Here is a 22313-nt window from a genome sequence, read left to right on the forward strand (position 1 = left end):
CCGTTCAGGTCAATCAGCGGGCGAGCGAATCCAGACGTTCCTGGATCTTGCCCTCGGCCCCCGGCGTGCAGGGGTCGGCCCGGGTGAGATCGGTGATATCGTCGAACCGTTCCGCGACCTGTTCGATCGTCACCCCCTTCGCAGGGTCGAACTGAACGCCGCGCGTCTCGAACATGTGGACACGGCCAAAGCCGCCCGCCGCGGCGGTTATGGTCGCGCCGCTCACGTCGCATTCTTCCGAGCAGAGATAGGCGACAGCCGGCGAAACCAGTCCCGGCTTGAGCTTTGCCATGAAGTCTTCGTCCATGCCGAGGTTGCCGGTCATCCGGGTCAGGGCGCCGGGAGAGATGCAGTTGACCTTCACGTTGTTCTTCTGGCCTTCGATGGCCAGCGTGTTCATCAATCCGACCATGCCCAGCTTGGCCGAGCCATAGTTCGACTGGCCGAAGTTGCCGCTGGTCCCCGCGATGGAGGTGGTGAAGACGATGCGTCCGAAGCCCTGCGCGTTCATGTGCTTCCAGGCGGCATGGGCGCAATAGAGGGTACCGAAGTAATGCACGCCAAAGACGAATTCGAAATCGTCCAGATCGGCCTTGGCGAAACTCTTGTCCCGCAGGACGCCGGCGTTGCAGATCAGGATGTCGATGCGGCCAAAGCTGTCCAGCGCGGTCTGGATGATCGCGGCGCCGCCTTCCCGTGTGGCCACGCTGTCATAATTGGCGACCGCTTCGCCCCCGGCGGCCTTGATCTCTGCCACCACCTTGTCGGCCGCGGAACTGTTGCCGCCCTCGCCGCTGACCGAGCCGCCCAGATCGTTCACGACGACTTTCGCTCCGCGCGAGGCAAGCAGCAACGCGTGTTCGCGGCCCAGACCGGCGCCCGCGCCGGTCACGACGGCGACTCTGCCATCAAATCGGATCATCTCTTCAACTCCTTTTCATTTTCTGCGGCCAGGCTTTCAGCCCTGGACCGGTGCGAACATCGGCGTTGGAATGCCGTTCCTGTCCTTGAAGACGACGGCGACCGGATCGTCGATGCGGATCGCATCCAGGTCGCAATCGACGATGTTGGTCATCATCTTGATCCCTTCGTCCAGCGTAACGTAGGCAAGGGCATACGGAGGTTCGGCGCGGCGAAAGACCGAGACCGAATAGATGCGGCCGCGTCCCGAGCAGGTGATCCAGCTCAGGTTATCGCTGCTGCAAAAGGGGCAGATCACCCTCGGGTAGTAATGCGGTTCACCGCAATCCTCGCACTTCGCGAGGATCAGGCTGCCGTCTTCGGATTGCCATTGGGGTGCTTCGCTGCGCGCCGGGCGCGGTGTTCTGGGATCAGACACAGACGTTACTCCCTTTCCAGGATCAGGGTGGCGGACCCGTGACGCGACCCGAGGTAGCCGCCCGTTCCGTGGGCCAGCGCCAGGTCACATCCGGGCACCTGAACAGCCGGATGCGCCTCGCCGCGCAGCTGACGGACGGCCTCGATCACCTTGGTCATTCCGCCGCGGTTGGCTGGATGATTGCTGCACAAGCCGCCACCATCGGTGTTGAACGGCAGCTTGCCGACCCCGGAGATCAGGTTGCCGTCGGCGACGAACTTGCCGCCCTCGCCCTTCTTGCAGAACCCGAGATCCTCGAGCGTCATAAGGACGGTGATGGTGAAACTGTCGTAGATCGAAACGTATTTGATATCCGCCGGCGTCACCCCGGCCTGTTCGAAGGCTTTGGGGCCGGACCAGACCGCGCCCGAAAAGGTCAGGTCCGTCTTTCCCCCGTTCAGATGCTTGACGGCCTCGCCCGAACCCCGCACCCGTACCAGCGGCCGGTTCAGCGATCTGGCGATTTCCTGCGACACGACGACAAGAGCGCCACCGCCATCGCTGATGACGCAGCAGTCCAGCTTGTGCAGCGGATCCGAAACCATCGGGCTTTCCAGAACGTCCTCGACCGTGACGACAGTGCGCAGCATGGCGTGTGGATTGTGCTGCGCATGATGCGAGGCTGCGACCTTTACCCAAGCCAGCTGTTCCGAGGTCGTGCCGAACTCATACATGTGACGCGCGGCGCACATTCCGTAGAGGTTCGGGATGACATGGCCAAACGGCAGCTCGTAGGGGACATCCGGACAGTTCGGATCATCAAAGAAGGCGCCTTCGCCCTTGTTCGGTCTGCCCGTGCGCGGCTTGCCCGCAAGCGTCACGACCGCCACCGAACATTTGCCCTCGGCGATCGCCTGGGCGACGTGTCCGACGGCCAGCACATAGGAGGATCCGCCCGTGTCCGTGTTGTCCACATAGGTCGGCCGGATCCCGAGGTATTCGGTGATGCTCAACGCGCCCAGTCCCGGAACGTCGCTGGCACAGAAAAAGCCGTCGACGTCCTGCATGGTGAGGCCCGCATCCTGCAATGCGCCCTTCACGTTTTCGGCGTGAAGCTGGATCAGCGTCTTGTCGGTTGCCTTGCGGGTGGGGTGTTCCCAGGCACCGGCGATATAGGCGGTCGGGGTGATACTCACTGTGCGGTCTCCTGTGTCATGCCCGGCCCGCCGAAACTTTGCGGAAATCCGGCGCACGCTTTTCGGTGAAGGCCGCGACGCCTTCGGCGAATTCGGGGCCGAGGCTGGCGGCAAGCTGCAGCTCGTCCTCGAGATTCAGCTGGTCTTCAAAGCTGTTCCGGTCGGATTCCCAATAAAGCTTGCGAATGCGGGACAGGCCGTTGACCGGCCCGTCGGCAAGCGATTTGGCGATCTTCAGCGTCTCTGCCATGAGCGTGTCCGCCGGGTAGACGCGGTTGACCAAGCCCCAGTTCAGCGCCTTTTCGGCGGGCAGTTTTTCCGCGAGCAGACTCAGCTCGCGCGCCCTCGCGGCGCCGACCAGGCGGGGCAGCAGCCAGCTCGACCCGGAGTCGGGAACCAGGCCGATGCGGGCAAAGGCCTGAAGAAAGTAGGCATCCTGCGAGGCGGTGATGATGTCGCCCATCAGCGCGATGCTCATCCCGGCGCCAACAGCTGGCCCGTTCACCGCCGTCACAAGCGGGACCGGACAATCCCGCAGGGTTCGCAACATGGGGTGATAGAACTTCTGCAAGACCGCTTCGGCACGATTGGCCGTCGCCGCGTTGCCATCATCCCCGCCCGAGAGATCCGCGCCCGACGAAAAGGCCCGCCCCGCCCCGGTCAGGACGATACAGCGCGCGCCTTGCTCTGAAATCAGCGACAGGACCGCCTGTACAAGCGCCGTCACGGTGGCTGGGTTCAGGGCGTTCAGAACATCCGGACGATTGAAACGGATGATGCCAACGGACTCGACCATTTCGGTCGAAACGGGGGGTTGTGTCATCCTGCGTCCTCTCGAAAACGCGCCCGCGCGGCGCTTCGAGCCGAGAAGAAACCCTTTTGTCCCTGACCGGTAGCCCCCTGAAGAGGGGACACAATCAGGAAAATTGAATTAGTATTTAATTTTTGCGGTGGTGCTGCGAAATCCGTTTTGCGGCGTCACCAAGAGCGCGATCAAGGAGCCCGGACCCATGAAAGATACCTTCTGGACTCCGCATGGCCACTGCCTGAGAATACCGCTGATCGGTGCGCCGATGTTCCTGGTTTCCGGGCCGGCCCTTGTCATCGCCCAGTGTCGCGCGGGCATTGTCGGGACGATGCCGGCGCTTGGGGCGCGCACAAGCGAAATCCTTGATGGTTGGCTCGACGAGATCACGACAGCGCTGTCTGCGCCGGGCGAGCCGCAAGCCGCGCCCTATGGCCTGAACCTGATCGTGCACAGTTCCAACACCCAGCTTCCGGCGCATCTGGACCTTTGTGTCAAATACCGCGTGCCTCTGGTCATCACGTCCCTCGGCTCTCGCCCCGAGGTCAACGAGGCGGTCCGGTCGTATGGCGGCATCGTCCTGCACGACGTCACCAATGCCGAACATGCCCGCAAGGCGCTGGATCGCGGAGCGCACGGGCTGATCGCCGTGGCGGCGGGTGCCGGCGGACATGCCGGTGCGATTTCGCCCATCGCCCTGATCGAGACGCTGCGGGCCTTCTGGGACGGCCCGTTGGCGCTGTCGGGTGCCATCGCGACCGGACGCGGACTGCTGGCCGCGCAGAGCCTCAGGGCCGACCTTGGCTATAGCGGCACCCTGTTCATTCCGGCCGCCGAGTCGCTCGCCTCGGATGCCTACCGCGACATGGTGATCGCCTCGGACAGCAGCGACATCGTTTACACCGACAGGGTTTCGGGAACGAACGCAAATTTCCTTCGACAATCGCTGATTGCCAATGGCATCGCGTTCGATGGCGCTCCGCCCACCCACAAACCCGACATGTTGGGCGAGGCCAAGGCCTGGCGTGACATCTGGAGCGCGGGGCATGGCGTGGCCCAGGTTCACCTACGCTCGACTGTGGCCCAGATCGTGGACCGGCTGGAGCGGGAATACAGGGCGGCGCTGACGCGCATTGCCGCCCTGTCCCGAAACTGAGAGTTACACGACTGCGAGCCGGGCCTGGCCCAGTGGACGTCCCTTGGTGAAGGCGGCTGCGCGTTCGACAATTGCGGCGGCGTCGATGCCGTTCAGCCGGTAGAGATCGGCGATGGTGCCGGTCTGGCCGAACTGTTCGACGCCGAGCGGCAGGACCGCATGCCCAGCCACGCCGCCGATCCAGGACAAGGCGGTTGGGTGTCCGTCGATCACGGTGATGATCCGGCAGTCGCGCGGCAGATCGCCCAGCAGCCGCTCGACACAGGACATGGCGCCCGTGCCCTGGCTTCTCTGCCGTTGCGCGGCGGCCCAGCCCGCGTGCAGACGGTCGGCCGATGTGATCGCCAGCACGCCGATATCGCGCCGGTCTTCGGCCAGCAGGCCGGCCGCGCGGATCGCCTCGGGCGCGACAACGCCCTGATAGGCGATGATGAGATCCGGGTTCGGCCCCGGTTTGCGCAGCCAGTAGGCACCATCGATGGCGCCTTGCCGCCATGCATCGTCCGGGCGCCGCCCCGGTTGTTCGATCGGATTGGTCGACAGCCGAAGATAGACCGCGCCGCCCTTGTCGTCCGCCAGCGACGTGCGCGGATCGAGTTCTCCGTCCCCGCTGCGCTGAACATAGTCGAGCGCCCATTCGGCGATAACGGCCAGTTCGTCGGCGAAGGCCGGCTCGAATGCAGCCAGCCCCGGTTGGGTCATCCCGATGCCCGGCGACCCGATGGACTGATGCGCCCCGCCTTCCGGCGAGAGCGTCACTCCCGAGGGCGTTCCGACCAGGATAAACCGGGCGTCCTGGTAGCAGGCGTAGTTCAGGGCATCGAGCCCGCGCGCGACGAAGGGATCATAGACCGTCCCGACCGGGATGACCCGCTTGCCAAACAGCGAATGCGACAGGCCTGCCGCACCCAGAAGCAGCATCAGGTTCATTTCGGCGATGCCCAGTTCCAGGTGCTGGCCTTCTGGCGCGAAGTCCCACTTTGCCGTCGACGGGATCTTTTCCGCCCGGAACAGATCGACCTCGGCCTTGCGCGCGAACAACTTGCGCCGGTTGACCCATGGACCCAGCGAGGTGGTGCCGGTCACATCGGGCGATGTGGTCAGGATACGATCCGACAGGGCGCTGTCCCCCTTCGCCAGTCCATCGAGAATCTTCCCGAAAGCCGTCTGGGTCGAAATCGTGCCCTCGGGCGACAGGGACAGCGCCGGGACCGGCAGCGGGTCGTCGTCAAAACGCCGGCGTCCCGCCGCGAAGAATGGCACCTTGTCCAGCCAGGCTTGAAAGCCGTCGGGATCGCGCACCGTAGCGAGGCGGTCCCATTCGCGGCCTTCGGGAACGCCCTGATCGGCCTGCCAGTCCGCCATCTGCGCCGGGGTCATAAGACCGCCGTGGTTGTCCTTGTGACCGGCGATGGGCGTGCCCCATCCCTTGATCGTATAGGCCAGAAAGCAGGTCGGGCGATCGTGGTCGATGGCGGCGAAGGTTTCGGCCATGGTCTCGACGCAGTTGCCGCCCAGGTTCTCCATCAGTTCGGCCAGTTCGTCGTCCGAACGCGTGTCAATCAGTGCCGTGACGTCCCCCTGATCCCCCAGCGCGTTCATCAGATGTTTGCGCCAGACCGATCCGCCCTGGTAGGTCAGCGCGGAATAGAGCTGGTTCGGACAGGCATCGATCCATTGCCGCAGCGCCTCGCCCCCTGGCTCGCGAAAGGCGGCACGTTGCAAGGCGCCATATTTGACGCGCACGACGTCCCAGCCGAAGGCCTCGAAGATCTTCTCGATCCGCTGCCACAGACCTTCCCGAACCACACCGTCGAGAGACTGCCGGTTATAATCGATCACCCACCAGGTGTTCCGCAGCCCGTTCTTCCAGCCTTCCTGCAGGCACTCGTAGATATTGCCCTCGTCGAATTCAGCATCGCCCATCAGCGCGATCATCCGGCCCGTTCGCGCACCCTCACCCCAGGGCTTGGCGCGGATATAGTCCTGAATCAGGGATGCAAACGATGTGATGGCGACCCCGAGCCCGACCGACCCGGTGGAGAAGTCCACATCGTCATCATCCTTCGTCCGGCTGGGATAGCTTTGCGCGCCGCCCAGCCCGCGATAGGCCTTCAGTTTCTCGACCGTTGTATTGCCCATCAGGTATTGCATCGCGTGAAACACGGGCGAGGCGTGGGGCTTTACTGCCACCCGGTCTCCCGGCTGAAGGACGCCGTAGTACAGAGCCGTCATGATACTGACCATCGAAGCCGAAGAGGCCTGGTGCCCGCCCACCTTGATCCCGTCGACTTTGGGGCGGATGTGGTTGGCATGGTGGATCATCCAGTGAGACAACCACAACAGGCGGCGTTCGACGGTTTTCAGGTTCGTTTCCATGTGAGCCATTTCTCTTCGATCATTGCGCCCATCTTAACGCCGCGGGCCGCAGGGAATCCTTGCAAAGCCATTGCTGACGGGGCAGGCTTTGGGCGGATTTGAAGCGTGATTGACGACATGGTAGGTAATATCCCCAAGATCGATAAATTTGATATTGAAATACTCTCGATTCTGCGGACAGAGGGCCGGGCAAGCGTTCTTGAAATTTCAGAGCGGATCGGGTTGAGTGCCACCCCCGTCTCGCGCCGGATCCGGCGCCTGGAAGAACAGGGTATCATCACACGCTATGCGGCTCTGATCGACGAGGCCAAGCTTGGATACGAGGTGTCCGTTTTTGTCTCGGTCAAGCTCGACAAGCAGGTGGACGACTCCCTTGCAGCCTTCGAGGCGGCCATTCAGGACTTTTCCGAAGTTGTGGATTGCTGGCTTATGACCGGCAACCGAGACTACATGTTGCGCGTCGCAACCCGCAGTCTGGCGGATTTCGAGAACTTTCTTGTCGGCCGGTTGACGCGGGTACGAGGAGTGGCTTCCATCGAGAGTTCCATTCCATTGCGCCGGGTGAAGGCCGGGATCGCGCGTGCCTTCTGATCGGCGGTCTTGAGATATTTGACTATTGACCGGTTTACATGATCAATAAAACTCCGCCCGATGTGGTCGGGCAGCGAAGTCACGAATAGCGAGGCGGAATGAAGTCCCCAAGCCCCAAAGATCCCGGACATCACACCCCGGCACAAAGCGGGGCGACGGGTCAGCCGCTTGAGGGCATTCGTGTCATCGAAATGGCCACCCTTGGAATGGGCCCTCTGGCGGCGCAGAGTCTCGGTGACTATGGCGCCGAGGTTATCAAGGTCGAACCGATAGGGGGCGATCTTTTTCGTCAGACGACGCCGCGCCGGTCGGAAGGCATGGGTCACACCTTTCTGCAGTTCAACCGAAACAAGAAAAGCCTCGCGATCGACGTGAAGTCGGAGCGCGGCATCGATCTTGTGCACCGGCTTTTACGTGGCGCGGATGTGTTCCTGTCCAATACGCGGTCCCCATCGATGGCGCGTCTCGGTCTCGACTACGACTCGTTGTGTGGCGACAATCCAGAGCTGATTTACTGCGCCTGTTACGGTTTCTCCGACCTCGGGCCCTATGCCGGCCGACCCGCCGCGGACGACACCATACAGGCGATGTCCGGCCTCGTGGACCTGCAGGCGAAAGCCGGAGGCGGGGCGAATTTCACGGCATCCGTCGTGGCCGACAAAGTTGTCGCAATGACCATCGTCAACGCGGTTATGGCCGCCCTGATGCGCCGGATGAAGCATGGCGGCGGCCAGTTCCTGGAAGTGCCGATGTTCGAAAGCATGGTCGCCTTCGTCATGCCCGAACACATGGCCGGCAAGACCTATGAGCCTCAGCAGGGCGCGGTTGGCTATTCGCGCCTGCTCAACCCCAATCGCGTACCCTTTCCAACCCGAGACGGTCTGCTTTGCGTCCTGCCCTACACCGACAAGCAGTGGAGCAAGTTCTTCACCCTGATCGGCCGTCCCGACCTGGCGGAATCGCCGGATTACGCGACGCTTGAGGGGCGGGGCCGGAACATCGAGGCGGTCTACGCTGTCATCCGGTCCGTTCTTCCGTCGAAGACAACCGCCGAGTGGATAGCACTTCTGGCCGAGAACGATATTCTCTATGGCGAAGTAAACTCGGTCGAGGAGCTATTTTCGGATCCCCATCTGACCGCGCGCGCGATGTTCCCGGAATACGATCACCCGACCGAAGGACGGATTCGGTTGATCGGCTATCCCGTGGTCTCCTCTGAACCGGCCACGCGTCTGCGCCATCTGCCGCCGACCCTTGGCGCTCATAGCGCCGAGATCGCGCGGATGGCCGGCCTGTCAGACGAGACCATCGCCGTGATGGTTGCAGCGGGCGAGCTTGTGGACCCTGCGATGCAGGATCCTGTCCGCTAGCGGCAGGGGATTGCAAGTGCTCGCAATAAAGTTCTAAAGATGGGTCTAGGTGTTCAGGCGGAGGGGCCGTGCGTTGCCAGCCGGCCCGCCATCGCAACGGGGAACGCCGTAGACCCGGCCGGAGGACGCCTTGCCTATCTTACGACGAGCCATGAGCCGGATCGAACTGGTCTTGGGCACCTTTTCCGCATTGGCCCTTGGCGTCGTCATGGTCGCCATGTGTGCCGACACCTTCATGCGATATGTCTTCAACAGCCCGATACAGGGTGTGCAGGATCTGGTCGGGAAATATCTGATGGTGGGCGCCTATTTCCTGGTCCTGTCGCTCAGCTATGCCTCGGGTTCGCAGGTTCGGATCGACTTTCTCAATCTCAGAATGCCGCTGCGCCTGCGCCATCTCATCGAAGCCGCCATCTGCCTTGCAACGGCGGTGCTCTTTTCTCTGATCGGCTGGCTCGCCGCAGCGCGTTCGCTCGTCAGCTTTGAGAGGTCGGAAATCCTGCCCGGCCCGATCGGCTGGCCTGTCTGGCTGACCACCGCTCTGGTGGCCCTCGGCACAGCCCTTCTGGTCGTGCGCCTGATCCTGGACGCTATTGGCCATGTCGCTGGCGCCGCAGGTGCCACGGACGCCCCGTCCCTTCCGAACGCCGAAGGCGGGCATTAACGCCATGCTGGTGCTTGCAATCACGCTTCTTATGCTCGGCCTGCTGGTCGTCGGAATGCCGGTCGGCTTCGCCATGGGTGTTGCCGGGGCGGCAGGACTCTACCTGCTTGGCGGCACGCGGTTCGTTTTCGGTATTCTCGATACGACACCTCTTTCGACGGTAGGGGTGTACGAGCTGGTCACAATCCCGATGTTCCTTCCGATGGCAGAGCTTGTTCTGCTGAGCGGAGTTACCGAAGACCTGTTCAAGGCCGCCGCCGCCTGGCTGAGCCGCGTGCGGGGCGGGCTTGCCATGGCCACGTCTATCGCTGGTGCGGGCTTCGCCGCCATCTGTGGCTCTTCGACCGGTTCGGCCGCGACGCTTGCCGCCACCACCATTCCGTCGATGCTCAAACAAGGATACGAAGCGAAACTGGCCAGTGGTGTCGTCGCGATCTCGGGCACCCTGGCGATCCTCATTCCGCCATCCGTGGGCATGATCGTCTATGGATTCATGGCTGAAGTTTCCATTGCCAAGCTCTTCATCGCGGGTGTGATTCCCGGACTGCTGGTGGTTACAGCCATCATCGCGACCATCGCCATCCTTGTCCGCCTGAATCCTGACGCGGCCCCCCAAACCGAATCCGTCCCCATGGGCGAACGGTTCCGGCTATTGGTCGGGGTTCTGCCCACGCTGCTGCTGTTCGGCTTTGTCACCATTGCCATCTACAGCGGCGCCACCACCCCGACCGAGGCGTCGGCGGTGGGTGCCGCCGGCGGTCTTGTTCTTGCTCTGGCCCGCGGGCAAACGTCCTTCGCGCAATACCTTCATGCATTCCGCCGGGCGGCGCTGACCAGCTGCATGATCTTGACGATTATCCTTGGGGCACACATCTTCGGTTATTTCATCACGATCACCCGATTGACCCAGGACATCATCGCTTTCGTGGGAGGATTGGAAGCGAACCGCTGGGTGATCCTGCTGATCCTTCTGGCCGGCTACGTCGTGATGGGCATGTTCATGGATCAGATGGCCATTCTCGTGCTGACCGTGCCGATCGTCGTCCCCCTTGTCAGCAGTCTTGGATTCGACCTCATCTGGTTCGGCGTTATCTTCATCATCGTGGCCGAGATCGGCCTGGTCACGCCGCCCCTGGGGCTGAACTGTTTCGTGGTGGCACGCTATGCCGGGCGGCCGCTGAACGAGGTGTTCCACGGAACGTTTCCCCATGTGCTGGCCCACTTCGTCGTGATTGCGATCCTCCTTGCCTTTCCCGCCATCACTCTCTGGTTGCCTGGTCGGATGTAAAGACCGCGCTGGAACCAATTTTGGCTTATAAACTCCATTAATAGGTTTTTAGGTCTTGACCGGCTTGCCCGGCCGACGCACCAATGCAACCAAGGGTGCGGGGAGCGCCCAGGAGGAAACAGGAATGACAATTGTAACCAGGACGACGCTTTGCACCACGATTCTGGCGGGGTCGCTGCTCAATCCGCTGTTGGCGTCCGCGCAGGACTATGACCCGGTGACGCTCAAGCTTGCCGACTCATTTCCGACGACGCATGTGATCTCGGTCGAGGGAGCCCAGTTCTTTATCGACGAGGTCAAGAAACGTTCGGACGGCAAGATCAGCATAGAGTATTTCCCCGCCTCGCAACTGGGCAAGGCCGGCGATTTCTTGGCACTTCTGCAATCCGGTCTGGTCGATATAGCCTACGTCCCGCCGGCCTATGTTTCGGAAAAGATGCCGCTGTCTGACGTCGGAAGCCTTCCCGGGCTGTTCTCGGATGTCTGCGCCGGAAGCCGCGCCTTCACCAAATTGGCGGCAAGCGGGCCTGTGGCCGAGAACGACTTTGAAGGCCAAGGCATCAAGTCGCTCTTCGCAACGCCCCTGCCGCCCTATCAGATCAGCGGTCCGAAGGTTCCAATCAAATCGCTGGACGATCTCGAGGGCCGCAAAATTCGATCGACCGGGGCTGCGACCAATCTGGTTGTCGAGGCTCTGGGCGGTGTGCCGGTCAATATCAGCGGCGCGGAAACCTACGAGGCACTGGACCGTGGCACGATCGACTTCAACCTCGGTCCGTACAGTTCGTACAAGGGCTATGATCTTTACGACCAGACGAAATACGGCACGGTGGGATTCGGCTTTGCCAATATCATCGTCACGTATTCGATCAGCGCCGAGACATGGGGGAACCTCCCCGAGGCCGCGCAGACCGTGCTGAGCGAAGCCGGCGCGGCAACGGCCGAGCATCTGTGCGGCGCGCTCGAAAGCGAGAACGACAAGGCCATTCAAGAGATGACCGACCTCGGGTCTGAATTCTACAGGGCAACGCCAGAGGATCTCGCCAAATTTGCGGAGACGGCCAAAACCCTTCAAACCAACTGGGCGAAGGCTCTTGATGCACGCAGTTTCAAGGGAACCGAAACACTTGAAGCCATGAAGGCCGCGCTGGCAAACTGACAAATGCGCCGCGCCTTCGGGCGTGCTGCCACCCTGCCCAAGGTCACCTTCCGGGAACCGATGTCGAGTGACACGGCCCCCGGACGGTGGCCTTTCGGTTTTTAACGGCTCGCCCTGCACGTAACCTGCCGTCTTCAGGCGACACACCGGCAACCTGGCGGCCGAAAGATGATTCCGTCGCTTGCAAATACCGGTCGTCCGGTTTTATTTACGCGCAGGCATCGACACGGGGAACAGGATGAGCGACGCATACGACATGATCCGCGACGAGGTCGCCAAACTTTGCGCAAGATACCCCGACGAATATTGGCGCAAGCTGGATGCCGAGCGGAAGTATCCGTCGGAATTCGTCGATGCCCTGACGCAGGCCGGCTATCTTTCGGTTCTGATCCCCGAGGAATACGGCGGCACCGGGCTTGGCCTGTCGGCTGCCGCGGCGATTCTCGAGACCGTCCAGGAGATGGGCTGCAACGGCGCGGCCTGCCATGCCCAGCTCTATGTGATGGGCACCATCCTGCGGCATGGGTCCGAGGCGCAGAAAAAGGCCTATCTTCCGGGTATCGCCGCGGGAGAGCTGCGGCTGCAGGCCTTCGGGGTTACCGAACCGTCCAGCGGCACGGACACCACCTCGATCCGCACCTTCGCGGCCCGGGATGGCGACGGCTATGTCGTGAATGGCCAGAAAGTCTGGACCAGCCGCGCCGAACATTCGGATCTGATGATCCTTCTCGCCCGGACGACGCGGAAGGATGAGGTGGCAAAGAAGACCGACGGCATCTCGACCTTCATCGTCGACATGCGGAAAGTTCCGGAAGACCAGCTGCGCATCCGCCCGATCCGCACGATGATGAACCACAACTCGACCGAGATCTTCTTCGAGAACATGCGCATCCCCGCCGATGCGCTGATCGGCGAAGAGGGCAAGGGCTTCAAATATATCCTGACCGGTATGAACGCCGAGCGCCTGCTGATCGCCGCCGAATGCGTGGGTGACGCCAAATGGTTCATAAAGCGGGGCGTCGACTACGCCAAGGACCGCAAGGTCTTCGGTCGCGCCATCGGGCAGAACCAGGGCGTCCAGTTCCCGATTGCCAAATCCTATGCGGCGATGAGGGCCGCCGAGCTGATGGTGCGCGAGGGGGTGCGCAAATACGAGGCCGGCGAGAACTGCGGAGCGGAGGCGAACATGGCCAAGATGCTGGCCGCAGACGCGTCCTGGGAGGCAGCGAATGCCTGTATCCAGACACATGGCGGCTTCGGTTTTGCCGAGGAATACGACGTGGAACGAAAGTTCCGCGAAACCCGGCTCTATCAGGTCGCGCCGATCTCGACCAACCTGATCCTGTCCTACATCGCCGAGCACGTTCTCGGCCTGCCCCGCAGCTATTGAAGGATTTCGGCATGACACGCAGAGCCGCCATCGTCGCCCCGCTTCGCAGTCCGATCGGCCGCTTTGGAGGCGTGTTCCGCGATCTTCCGGTCGAGTCGCTTGGCGCCACCATCGTCAAGGCTGTCGTCGACAAGAGCGGGATTGACCCGGCGTTGATCGAGGATGCGGTCTTTGCGCAGTCCTACGCCAATTCGGAAACGCCCTGCATCGGGCGCTGGCTGGCGCTGTCGGCGGGCCTGCCCATCGAGGTTCCAGGGCTCCAGCTCGACCGTCGCTGCGGCGGCGGACTGCAATCCATCGCGACCGCTGCGATGATGATCGAGTCCGGCGCCTGTGACGTCGTCCTGGCCGGCGGCGTCGAGAGCATGAGCCGGATTGAATACTACAATACAGACATGCGCTGGGGCAAACGTGCCGGTTCGGCAATGTTCCATGACCGCCTTGACCGGGGCCGCGAACGCTCGCAACCGGTGGAACGTTTCGGTGTGATCTCGGGCATGGTCGAAACGGCCGAGAACCTTGCCCGAGACTATCGTATCAGCCGGGAGGCCAGTGACGCCTTCGCCGCCGCGAGCCACCACAAGGCCGCGGCCGCCTGGGCCGACGGACGTTTCGCGGCCGAGGTCGTGCCGGTACCTGTGCCTCAGCGAAAGGGCGATCCGGTGGTCATCCGCGAAGACGAAGGCATTCGTGCCGACACCACGCCCGAAAGCCTGGGCAAGCTTCGCGCGATCATGAAGGATGGCGTTGTGACGGCCGGCAATGCCAGCCAGCAGAACGATGCGGCCGCCGCCTGTCTGATCGTGGCAGAAGACAGACTCGAAGCCCTGGGGCTGAAGCCCGAGGCCTTCCTTGTCGGCTGGGCGGCCGCCGGCTGCGCGCCGTCGCATATGGGTATCGGGCCCGTCCCGGCCACTGCGCGTGTCATGGCCCGCACCGGCCTGAGCCTCGACCAGATGGACCTGATCGAGGTCAACGAGGCCTTTGCCTGCCAGGTGCTGTCGGTATTGAAAGAATGGGGGCTCGACGCCAGTGATGCGCGCCTCAATGTCAACGGGTCCGGCATTTCGCTGGGTCATCCGATCGGCGCAACCGGAACGCGGATCATGACGACCCTGCTGCACGAGATGCCACGCCGAAATGCACGCTTTGGTCTGGAGACCATGTGCATCGGTGGCGGTCAGGGCATGGCCGCGATCTTCGAGCGCGCCTGATGCCGCGCGAGATCCCGCCGGGCGATCTGGATTTCAGCAGCCTGATCCGCCCCGGCGAGACCCTCTGCTGGGGCCAGGCCTCGGCCGAACCGCTGACCCTGACCGAAACGCTGATGGCGCAGCGCCACGATCTTGGTGGCGTGTCGGTCTTTGCCGGGATTGGCTGGAATACGACAACAGACCCGGCCCATGCGGACGTCATCCGGTTTACCGCATATGGTGGCACCGGGCGGACGCGGTTGCTGCATGATGCGGGCGTCATGGACCCCTTGCCGGTCCACTACTCGCAGTTCGAAACCTATCTGCCGCAGCGCGTGGACGTTCTGTTCCTGCAACTTGCACCGGGGCGGCGGCCCGGGACCTACAGCTTTGGTCTTGCCTGCGAATATCTCTGGCCGCTGATCAAGTCCTCGCGCCTCGTTGTCGCCGAGCTGAACGATCGAGTCCCACCAACTCCGGCGCTGGTCGAGATTGCGGCGGAGGATATCGACGTCGTGGTCGCTACCTCGCGGCCTCTGCAGGATCCGCCTCTCGCTGCGGTGACCGATACCCATCGGTCCATCGCCCGGCTCGTTGCCGGTCTGATCCCCGATGGCGCGACGCTTCAGGTCGGATTGGGTGCCATCCCGGCCGCAATTCTCGATGCGCTGGACGGGCATCGCCACCTTGGCGTGCATACCGGCCTTTATGTCGATGGGTTTACACGGCTTGTGGAACGCGGCGTGATCGACAACAGCCGCAAGCCTTTCGACGCAGGGCTTAGCGTGGCTGGACTGATCGCCGCCACCGCGCCGACGCACAGGCTTTGCGCCGAAACCGATCTAATTGCGCTGGCTCCTACGTCGCACACGCACGCGCTCGGCAATCTCGGACGGATCGAAGGGTTCACTTCGATTAACTCCGCCATCGAAGTCGATCTGACTGGCCAGATCAACGCGGAGACTGCCGGGCAGAGCTATGTCGGCGCGGTGGGCGGCGGGCCGGACTTTGCCCGGGGCGCCGCGCTCGCACCGCGTGGCCTGCCGATCTGCGCCCTGCCCGCCGCGCGCAGGACGCGCGAGGGCGCCCTCATCTCGGCCATCGTCCCGCAGCTGTCGGGTCCGGTCAGCTTGTCGCGCGCCGACGCCGGAGTGATCGTGACCGAGTTCGGCGTTGCCGATCTGCGGGGCAGAACGCTGTCGGAACGCGCGCGGGCCATGGTGGCCATCGCTCACCCGGATCTGCGCGACGAACTCGAACGCGCAGCCCGCGACCAGGGTCTTCTGCGCCTCTAGAAACGCGGCGGGTCGGTTGTGGCCCGGCCGTCCATCGCGGATGGCGGAAGACCCCTTGGGGTCTTCCGTGCTGTGGATATCAGGCGTGGGTGATCTTGGTGCCCAGCACCTTCAGGCATTCGCGCATGAAGGCAGCAAGCCCGGTCCAGCCCTTGGCCGACACCATGTTGCCGTCGACATAGGCGTCCTTCGGTTCGACATCGATATAGGTGCCGCCCACCGCGAGAATCTCGGGCTGGCAAGCGCCAAGGCCGGCCACCTTGCGGCCCTTCAGGACGCCGGGCACCGCCATCAGGATTTGCACGCCGTGGCAGATCGTGAAGATCGGTTTGCCCGTCTCGTGGAAGTGGCGGACTATGGCCTGAATGCGGGGATCGGTCCGGATGTATTCCGGCCCGCGTCCGCCCGCGCAATAGACGGCGTCATAGCTGTCGAGTTCCGCCTCGGCCTCCGAGAAGGTCTTGTTGATCTCGGCATTGTGGCCCGGCTTTTCGGTATAGGTCTGGTGGCCTTCGAAGTCATGCAGCGAGGTGGCGATGGACTCGCCCGCCTTCTTGTCGGGGCAGACGACGTGGATGGTGTGGCCCACGGCTTCCATGCCCTGCTGATAGACGTAGATTTCGTATTCCTCGGTGAATTCACCGCAGAGCATGAGGATTTTCTTGCCGCTCATCTTGGTCTCCTGTGCAAGGGAATGTCCCGGCGGCAGAGTGCCGGCCGGGCGCTGTCTGGGCTCAGAACGGGGAGTCGGGGAAGTAGAACTGATCCGCGTTCTCGGGGGTGATCAGCGGCGCGTCGAGCTTGAACGTGCCGCGCATCGGGGCCTGACCGGCGAATTGCGCCGCCGTCATGTAGATGGCCGAGGCGATCATCGACGGCGGATAGGGGGTCGAGATCGGGGTGCGCTGGTCACCCGCCTTCACCATCTCGATCACCTGTTTCATGCCGTTGCCGCCAAGCGCGTATTTGATGTCGGTCCGCTTGGCCTGATCGACGGCTTCGAGCACGCCGAGCAGCATGTCGTCATCGTTGGCCCAGACGGCGTCGATATTGGGATAGCGCGCCAGATAGTCCTGCATGAGGGTAAAAGCTTCGTCCTGGTTCCAGTTGGCATACTGGATGTCGAGGATCTTGATGTCGGTGCCTTCGATGACCTTGGTAAAGCCCTCGATCCGCTCGTCGTCGATGACGGTCGGAATGCCTCGCAGAACGACGATCTCGCCCTTTCCGCCCAGCTTGTCGGCCAGATACTTGGCGGTATTGGCGCCGACCGCGATGTTGTCACCGGCGACGTAGAGATCCTGGATCGACGGATCGGCCAGACCACGGTCGACCACGGTGATGAAGGTGCCTTTTTCCTTCACCTGCTCGACCGGGCCGGTCAGCTCTTCCGAGGTGAAGGGCAGGATCACCAGCGCGGACAGATCGTTGGTGGCCGACAGATCCTCGAGAGCCGAGACCTGCGCAGAGGCCGAGGATGCGGTCGAGACGATCACGTCGATGTTCGGGAAGGCGGCCTCGATCTGTTTCTCGGCCTGCTCGGCGTGGTAGACCACGCCACCGGTCCAGCCATGCGTCGCCGCGGGGATCGACACGGCGATGGTGACCTTCTTGTCCTGCGCCAGCGCCGATGTGCCGGCCAGCGCCACCCCGGCAATGGTTGCGGCGGACAGAAGGTGCCGCGCGCGGGAAATCGTCTTTCTCATTGGTTTTCTCCTCCTTGAAGTTTGGTTTTGTTGGCCCGCTGTCAGCGGGCACTTGTGAAGCGATGCGCCAGCATTGCGATGATGATGATTGCGCCCTGGACCGCCGCCACGAGGTATTCCGACACCATGTCGGACAGCACCATGACGTTGGCGATGACCTCGAGGATCAGGGCGCCGGCGACGGTGCCCCAGATTCGTCCCTTGCCGCCGCGCAGAAGCGTGCCGCCGATCACCACGGCGGTGATTACCTGAAGCTCCCACAGCTGGCCGGTGGTCGGGGTCGCCGCACCCAGCCGCGGGACATAGCAGATGGCGGCGACGGCCACGCAGAGACCCTGGATCACAAAGGCCCAGGTGCGGACACGTCCGACATGCACACCGGAAAAGCGCGCCACATCGTCATTCGAACCGGCGGCGGTGACGCGCCGGCCGAATTTGGTGCGATAAAGCAGGAAAGCGCCCAGGAGGACGACCACCAGAGTGATCAGAACCGGATAGGGGATGCCCAGGAAATCGCCGAAATAGACCGGGCGATAGGCATTGCGCAGGCTGCGGTCGATCGGCAGCGAACCGCCATCCGACATGAAGGTGATGAAGGCGCGGAAAATGCCCATCGTCCCCAGCGTGACGATGAACGGTTCTATCCGGCCCACGGTGACAATCAGCCCGTTCATCAGGCCGCAGAGACCCCCGACGACAAGGGCGACACCGGCTCCGGCCGCGATTGCCCAGGTGCCCAGTGACGGGGCCAGGGCGTTCATCGACATGATCATGATGCCGGTAACGAAAGCCATCATCGACCCGACCGACAGGTCCAGCCCGCCCGAGGCGATGACGAAGGTCGCGCCGACGCCGATGATGGCAATGAAGGCGCTGCGCGTGATCACATTCAGCAGGTTGTTCGAGGACATGAAGTTCGAATTGATCAGCGCCCCGAGGATCACGATCACGGCCAGCGCGATGAAGGGGGCCATCTCACTCCACCGGATGCTCCGGCGGTCGGTTTCGCGCGATGCGGCGACTTCGGCGGCACTCATGCGATTTTCCTTGTATTGGTGTCGTGGTGGCTGCTTGCGGCGGCAAAGACGACGTTCTGTTCTGTGATGTCCTGGCCCGTCAGTTCGGCGACGAACCGCCCTGCCCGCATGACCAGCACGCGATCGGACAGGCCGACGAGTTCGGGCATCTCGGAAGAGATGACGACGCAGGCCTTGCCCGCGCGAACCAGCTGATCGATGAAAAGGTAGATTTGGCTCTTGTTGCCGATGTCGATCCCGCGCGTCGGCTCGTCGATGATGACGACGGAGGGGTCGGTCATTATCACCTTGGCCAGCAAAAGCTTCTGCTGGTTGCCGCCCGAGAGCTGGCCTGCGGTGAGGTCGGGCGAACGTACACGGATATCGTATTCCTCGACGGCGCGGTTCAGGGCGCCGGCCTCGGCAGCGCGGTCCAGAACCACGCCGGGGCTGACCGTATCGAGCGCCTGCAGCGTCAGGTTCGGGGCCAGCCTTTCGTTCAGCAGCAGGCCTTTGCCTTTGCGGTCCTCGGTCAGATAGACCAGCCCGGCGCGCATCATCGTGCCGACATCGGGATGGGTGACCCGCTGACCGTTTACGGTGATCGACGCGGCATGGGCCGGGCGCAGACCCATCAGGCCCTCGATCAGTTCGGTACGGCCTGCGCCGATCATCCCGCCGATGCCCAGGACTTCGCCGGGGCGCACGGTGAAGGACCCCTCGACACGTCCGTGATCCACGGACAGGCCCTCGACCTCCAGCGCGGGCGGCGCCGAAGAGAGCCCCCGCTTGGGCGGATAAAGCATGTCGAGTTCGCGCCCGACCATCAGCTCCGCCATCCTGCGCTGGTCGAGTTCGATTGCCGGCCATGTGCCGATCATCCGCCCGTCGCGCAGCACCGTCACACGGTCTGCCAGCGCCTCGACCTCTTCCAGGCGGTGCGAGATATAAAGGACGGCGACTCCCTGCGCGCGCAGGCTGCGCACGATCTCGATCAGCGCCGCGACCTCGTCGTTGGCCAGCATCGCGGTCGGTTCGTCCAGGATCACCACCTTGCGGTCGTCCAGCAGGGCGCGGGCGATCTGGACCAGTTGCCGCTGCGCCAAAGGCATGTCGCCCACGCGATCGTTCGGGCGCACCGTTGCACCGACCCGGGCCAGCACCTCGGCGGTGCGCCGGTTCATCGCTCGGTCGTCGATCCAGAGTCCGCGCGACAGTTCGCGGCCAAGGAACAGGTTCTGCGCCACGGTCAGATCGGGGGCGAGCAGGATTTCCTGATGCACCAGAACGATTCCCGCGGCTTCGGCCTGTACCGCGTCCTCGAATTCCACCGGATGACCAGCCATGGTCAGCTGACCTTCGGTCGGGCGAACATATCCGGACAGCAGCTTCATCAGCGTCGATTTGCCGGCGCCGTTCTCGCCGATCACCGCGTGAACCTCCCCCGCGCGGATATCCAGCGTGACGCCCGACAGCACCGTGACCGGGCCATAGGCCTTGCCCAGCCCTTCGGCGCGCAGCGTGGCCTCGCCCGCTGGTGGTATGATTGCGGACGGCGTCATTCGTAGGCCAGCAGCAGCCGCGCGCGCGAGCGGTCGATATGGTCGTACATCGCCTGATGCGCTGCCTCGGGGTCGCCTTCGCGGAAGGCCACGAGCAGACGTTCGTGTTCTTCCAGCGCCTCCTGCGTCACGCGGCTGTGAAACATCAGCCGGAAGATGTGCAGGTGAACATGCTGATCGGCCAGCGCCTGGCGGATGACCTGGTTCCCGCCGATGGCAAGGATGTCGTCGTGAAACTGGGCATCGGCGCGCGCGAAGCGGGAGTAGCGGCTGTTGCGGTCGACCGGCGGTTCGCCGCGGCCCATGTCGGCGGCGTCGGTCTCGAGCCGGGCCAGAGCTTCGGGTGTCATGTTGCGGCAGGCCAGCCGCGCGGCTTCGGGTTCCAGCAGCAGGCGGAAGGTATAGAGGTCGTCGAATTCCTTGCGGGTCAACTGCGGCGCGGCGGAATAGCCGATGAGATGCGCCTTGCGCACCAGACCTTCGCGTTCGAGCATGCTGAGCGCTTCGCGGACCGGTGTCTGAGAGACGTTCAGATCGCGGGCCAGCGCGTCGATCGGGATCCGTGCGCCCGGCGCGATTTCGAGCGCCATGATGCGCTCGTAAATTCGGTCGTAGACACCTTCCGAGATGCTCGACGGGCGCGCGAGTTTGCCCTTGCGATCCTGCTGCTCGATATCCGCCAAGACAGCCCCTCCCCGGCTGGTTCGACTTAAGACGTTTACATACCGCGCAGATATGATATCGAATGTCAAATAGAATATCCTATACGATATGATTTGGACTCGCTCGACCGATGACATGCCTGGCCAGCCAGAAAGGGTACAAGCCTTTGATAAATGGCTTGAAATGCATTCGACTCCCGGGCCGGTCCACCGTGTTCATCAAGCGGCGAAAATTCGAAAACCGGTTTCGGGATGCGAAGATTTGGGCGCCCGCCGCAAACCGTTCGGGCGAATCCGGGAGGGTCCGGCCCGACCTAAGCCTCTGTGTGACCCGTCAGGAGGAGGAAACAAAATGACATCATTCGGCACGATCAGAGCCCCGCGCGAACTGATCTTCGGTTCCGGACAAAGAGCGGCCCTGGGCACGGTTGCCGCGAAGTTGGGCAAGCGCGCGCTGGTCGTGACCGACGAGCGGCTGGCTGGAGACCGCCTGTTCATTGAAATGATGGAAGAGTTGGCTGAGGCGGGCCTGAACCTGCAGGTCGACAGCTCGACCCAGCCGGACGTCCCGGTGGACACAGCGGTTGCCAGCGCCGACAGGGCCCGGGCCTTCGATCCGGACATCGTCATCGCCATCGGCGGCGGTTCGTGCCTCGACATGGCGAAATGCGTGGCGGTTCTGCTGGCGCATGGAGGCAAGCCGCAGGATTATTATGGCGAGTATCAGGTGCCCGGCCCGCTGATGCCCCTGATCGCCGTGCCCACCACGGCCGGCACTGGATCGGAAGTCACCCCGGTTGCGGTACTTTCTGACAGCGCGCGCAGTCTGAAGGTCGGCATCTCGAGTCCCTATCTGATTCCCACCGTGGCGATCTGCGATCCGGACCTGACGCTGACTTGCCCCGCCGGTCTGACCGCCATCGCCGGGGCCGATGCGCTGACCCATGCGATCGAGGCCTTTACCGCGATCCGCCGCGACCCGGTGCCGGGGCTGGCGCAAGAGCGGGTCTTTGTCGGCAAGAACGCCCTGTCAGATCACTTCGCCCTGCAGGCCATCGGCCTGTTGTGGAGCGGGCTGGAAACGGCCTGCCGTGATGGCGCCGACCGTTCGGCCCGCGAGCAGGTCATGATGGGTGCTACCCTGGCCGGGCTCGCCTTTGGCGTTGCCGGAACGGCGGCGGCCCATGCGATCCAGTATCCGGTCGGCGCGCTGACCCATACCGCGCATGGCGCGGGCGTTGCCTGCCTGATGCCCTATGTGATGCAGTGGAACGCCCCGGTGATTTCCGACGAACTGGATCAGATTGCCAAGGCCGCCGGTCTTGGCAGCGGCACCGAGGTGATTCCGGCGATTGCCGCACTGTTCACACGCATCGGCATCCCGCCGACACTGGCCGCACTTGGCCTCCCCGAGGACAAGCTCGACTGGGTTGCCGAGCAATCCAGCGGCATCGCCCGCCTTGTGCAGAACACGCCCCGGCCGCTCGACCCCGCCGCGATGCGCCGCCTCGTCGGGGCCGCCTTCTCGGGCGACCTCACCAAATTGAACTGACAGAACAGGAG

Annotated in this window: 20 protein-coding genes; 10 read left to right on the forward strand and 10 right to left on the reverse strand. The window is 63.2% G+C overall.

Annotated features, from left to right (window positions below):
- Positions 1-13 precede the first annotated feature (13 nt).
- The 4 genes from ACFO5X_RS20220 to ACFO5X_RS20235 are packed head-to-tail and all read right to left on the reverse strand — an operon-like array spanning position 14 to position 3337.
- Entirely contained in the window at positions 14-922 is a 909-nt protein-coding gene (locus ACFO5X_RS20220) for an SDR family oxidoreductase (RefSeq protein WP_380720447.1), read from the reverse strand.
- A 36-nt stretch (positions 923-958) separates the two neighbouring features.
- Complete coding sequence (locus ACFO5X_RS20225) at positions 959-1339, reverse strand: Zn-ribbon domain-containing OB-fold protein (protein ID WP_380720450.1); 381 nt, start codon at positions 1337-1339, stop codon at positions 959-961.
- A 5-nt stretch (positions 1340-1344) separates the two neighbouring features.
- On the reverse strand, positions 1345-2514 hold the full coding sequence (locus ACFO5X_RS20230) for a thiolase domain-containing protein (RefSeq protein WP_380720452.1): 1170 nt from the start codon (positions 2512-2514) through the stop codon (positions 1345-1347).
- Positions 2515-2530: 16 nt separating this feature from the next.
- A complete protein-coding gene (locus ACFO5X_RS20235) occupies positions 2531-3337 on the reverse strand; it encodes an enoyl-CoA hydratase-related protein (protein ID WP_380720455.1) in 807 nt (268 codons plus the stop codon).
- A gap of 187 nt (positions 3338-3524) precedes the next feature.
- On the opposite strand from ACFO5X_RS20235, the gene ACFO5X_RS20240 reads away from it, so the two are divergent.
- Positions 3525-4475, forward strand: coding sequence for an NAD(P)H-dependent flavin oxidoreductase (locus ACFO5X_RS20240; RefSeq protein WP_380720457.1), 951 nt, complete (start codon positions 3525-3527; stop codon positions 4473-4475).
- A gap of 3 nt (positions 4476-4478) precedes the next feature.
- Here ACFO5X_RS20240 and ACFO5X_RS20245 read toward each other — a convergent pair whose 3' ends face one another.
- Positions 4479-6854, reverse strand: coding sequence for a transketolase (locus ACFO5X_RS20245; RefSeq protein ID WP_380720460.1), 2376 nt, complete (start codon positions 6852-6854; stop codon positions 4479-4481).
- 105 nt (positions 6855-6959) lie between these two features.
- Here ACFO5X_RS20245 and ACFO5X_RS20250 point away from each other — a divergent pair, with 105 nt between their 5' ends.
- The 8 genes from ACFO5X_RS20250 to ACFO5X_RS20285 all read left to right on the forward strand — a co-directional run bounded on the left by ACFO5X_RS20250 (position 6960) and on the right by ACFO5X_RS20285 (position 15804).
- The gene (locus ACFO5X_RS20250) at positions 6960-7445 is read left to right on the forward strand and encodes an Lrp/AsnC family transcriptional regulator (protein ID WP_380720463.1); all 486 of its coding nucleotides are present in this window, start codon (positions 6960-6962) and stop codon (positions 7443-7445) included.
- Positions 7446-7543: 98 nt separating this feature from the next.
- Positions 7544-8815 (forward strand): CaiB/BaiF CoA transferase family protein, encoded by a 1272-nt coding sequence (locus ACFO5X_RS20255; protein WP_380720464.1) that lies wholly within the window; start codon positions 7544-7546, stop codon positions 8813-8815.
- A 151-nt stretch (positions 8816-8966) separates the two neighbouring features.
- Positions 8967-9479, forward strand: a complete 513-nt coding sequence (locus ACFO5X_RS20260) for a TRAP transporter small permease subunit (RefSeq protein ID WP_380720467.1) — start codon at positions 8967-8969, stop codon at positions 9477-9479.
- A gap of 4 nt (positions 9480-9483) precedes the next feature.
- Positions 9484-10767 carry a TRAP transporter large permease gene (locus ACFO5X_RS20265; protein WP_380720469.1) on the forward strand — a complete coding sequence of 428 codons (1284 nt, stop codon included), beginning with the start codon at positions 9484-9486 and terminating at the stop codon, positions 10765-10767.
- Between the two features lie 124 nt (positions 10768-10891).
- Positions 10892-11926: a TRAP transporter substrate-binding protein gene (locus tag ACFO5X_RS20270; protein ID WP_380720472.1), complete on the forward strand. Its 1035-nt coding sequence runs from the start codon at positions 10892-10894 to the stop codon at positions 11924-11926.
- A gap of 238 nt (positions 11927-12164) precedes the next feature.
- Positions 12165-13316, forward strand: coding sequence for an acyl-CoA dehydrogenase family protein (locus ACFO5X_RS20275; RefSeq protein ID WP_380720475.1), 1152 nt, complete (start codon positions 12165-12167; stop codon positions 13314-13316).
- Between the two features lie 11 nt (positions 13317-13327).
- Positions 13328-14530 carry an acetyl-CoA C-acetyltransferase gene (locus tag ACFO5X_RS20280; protein ID WP_380720478.1) on the forward strand — a complete coding sequence of 401 codons (1203 nt, stop codon included), beginning with the start codon at positions 13328-13330 and terminating at the stop codon, positions 14528-14530.
- Positions 14530-15804 (forward strand): acetyl-CoA hydrolase/transferase family protein, encoded by a 1275-nt coding sequence (locus ACFO5X_RS20285; protein WP_380720481.1) that lies wholly within the window; start codon positions 14530-14532, stop codon positions 15802-15804. The genes ACFO5X_RS20280 and ACFO5X_RS20285 overlap by 1 nt, the downstream gene beginning before the upstream one ends.
- Before the next feature lie 79 nt (positions 15805-15883).
- Here the strand turns inward: ACFO5X_RS20285 and ACFO5X_RS20290 are convergent, their stop codons facing one another.
- The 5 genes from ACFO5X_RS20290 to ACFO5X_RS20310 all read right to left on the reverse strand — a co-directional run bounded on the left by ACFO5X_RS20290 (position 15884) and on the right by ACFO5X_RS20310 (position 20771).
- Positions 15884-16477, reverse strand: a complete 594-nt coding sequence (locus ACFO5X_RS20290) for a DJ-1/PfpI family protein (protein ID WP_380720483.1) — start codon at positions 16475-16477, stop codon at positions 15884-15886.
- A 61-nt stretch (positions 16478-16538) separates the two neighbouring features.
- Complete coding sequence (locus tag ACFO5X_RS20295) at positions 16539-17510, reverse strand: substrate-binding domain-containing protein (RefSeq protein ID WP_380720486.1); 972 nt, start codon at positions 17508-17510, stop codon at positions 16539-16541.
- A 41-nt stretch (positions 17511-17551) separates the two neighbouring features.
- Positions 17552-18547 carry an ABC transporter permease gene (locus ACFO5X_RS20300; protein ID WP_380720489.1) on the reverse strand — a complete coding sequence of 332 codons (996 nt, stop codon included), beginning with the start codon at positions 18545-18547 and terminating at the stop codon, positions 17552-17554.
- A complete protein-coding gene (locus ACFO5X_RS20305) occupies positions 18544-20088 on the reverse strand; it encodes a sugar ABC transporter ATP-binding protein (protein WP_380720492.1) in 1545 nt (514 codons plus the stop codon). The genes ACFO5X_RS20300 and ACFO5X_RS20305 overlap by 4 nt, the downstream gene beginning before the upstream one ends.
- Complete coding sequence (locus ACFO5X_RS20310; protein WP_380720494.1) at positions 20085-20771, reverse strand: GntR family transcriptional regulator; 687 nt, start codon at positions 20769-20771, stop codon at positions 20085-20087. The genes ACFO5X_RS20305 and ACFO5X_RS20310 overlap by 4 nt, the downstream gene beginning before the upstream one ends.
- 331 nt (positions 20772-21102) lie before the next feature.
- On the opposite strand from ACFO5X_RS20310, the gene ACFO5X_RS20315 reads away from it, so the two are divergent.
- Positions 21103-22302, forward strand: a complete 1200-nt coding sequence (locus ACFO5X_RS20315) for an iron-containing alcohol dehydrogenase (RefSeq protein WP_380720497.1) — start codon at positions 21103-21105, stop codon at positions 22300-22302.
- Positions 22303-22313 lie beyond the last annotated feature (11 nt).

Origin of the sequence: Seohaeicola nanhaiensis (genome assembly GCF_042654245.1) — a bacterium.
Classification (GTDB): Bacteria; Pseudomonadota; Alphaproteobacteria; order Rhodobacterales; family Rhodobacteraceae; genus Seohaeicola_A; species Seohaeicola_A nanhaiensis.

Excerpts from the sequence above, each read along its gene's own strand:
- ACFO5X_RS20245 (WP_380720460.1), bottom strand. The coding sequence starts at position 6,854 with ATGGAAACGAACCTGAAAACCGTCGAACGCCGCCTGTTGTGGTTGTCT.
- ACFO5X_RS20275 (WP_380720475.1), top strand. The coding sequence starts at position 12,165 with ATGAGCGACGCATACGACATGATCCGCGACGAGGTCGCCAAACTTTGC.
- ACFO5X_RS20285 (WP_380720481.1), top strand. The coding sequence starts at position 14,530 with ATGCCGCGCGAGATCCCGCCGGGCGATCTGGATTTCAGCAGCCTGATC.
- ACFO5X_RS20295 (WP_380720486.1), bottom strand. The coding sequence starts at position 17,510 with ATGAGAAAGACGATTTCCCGCGCGCGGCACCTTCTGTCCGCCGCAACC.
- ACFO5X_RS20305 (WP_380720492.1), bottom strand. The coding sequence starts at position 20,088 with ATGACGCCGTCCGCAATCATACCACCAGCGGGCGAGGCCACGCTGCGC.
- ACFO5X_RS20265 (WP_380720469.1), top strand. The coding sequence starts at position 9,484 with ATGCTGGTGCTTGCAATCACGCTTCTTATGCTCGGCCTGCTGGTCGTC.
- ACFO5X_RS20220 (WP_380720447.1), bottom strand. The coding sequence starts at position 922 with ATGATCCGATTTGATGGCAGAGTCGCCGTCGTGACCGGCGCGGGCGCC.
- ACFO5X_RS20270 (WP_380720472.1), top strand. The coding sequence starts at position 10,892 with ATGACAATTGTAACCAGGACGACGCTTTGCACCACGATTCTGGCGGGG.
- ACFO5X_RS20280 (WP_380720478.1), top strand. The coding sequence starts at position 13,328 with ATGACACGCAGAGCCGCCATCGTCGCCCCGCTTCGCAGTCCGATCGGC.
- ACFO5X_RS20255 (WP_380720464.1), top strand. The coding sequence starts at position 7,544 with ATGAAGTCCCCAAGCCCCAAAGATCCCGGACATCACACCCCGGCACAA.
- ACFO5X_RS20240 (WP_380720457.1), top strand. The coding sequence starts at position 3,525 with ATGAAAGATACCTTCTGGACTCCGCATGGCCACTGCCTGAGAATACCG.
- ACFO5X_RS20260 (WP_380720467.1), top strand. The coding sequence starts at position 8,967 with ATGAGCCGGATCGAACTGGTCTTGGGCACCTTTTCCGCATTGGCCCTT.
- ACFO5X_RS20300 (WP_380720489.1), bottom strand. The coding sequence starts at position 18,547 with ATGAGTGCCGCCGAAGTCGCCGCATCGCGCGAAACCGACCGCCGGAGC.
- ACFO5X_RS20235 (WP_380720455.1), bottom strand. The coding sequence starts at position 3,337 with ATGACACAACCCCCCGTTTCGACCGAAATGGTCGAGTCCGTTGGCATC.
- ACFO5X_RS20315 (WP_380720497.1), top strand. The coding sequence starts at position 21,103 with ATGACATCATTCGGCACGATCAGAGCCCCGCGCGAACTGATCTTCGGT.
- ACFO5X_RS20290 (WP_380720483.1), bottom strand. The coding sequence starts at position 16,477 with ATGAGCGGCAAGAAAATCCTCATGCTCTGCGGTGAATTCACCGAGGAA.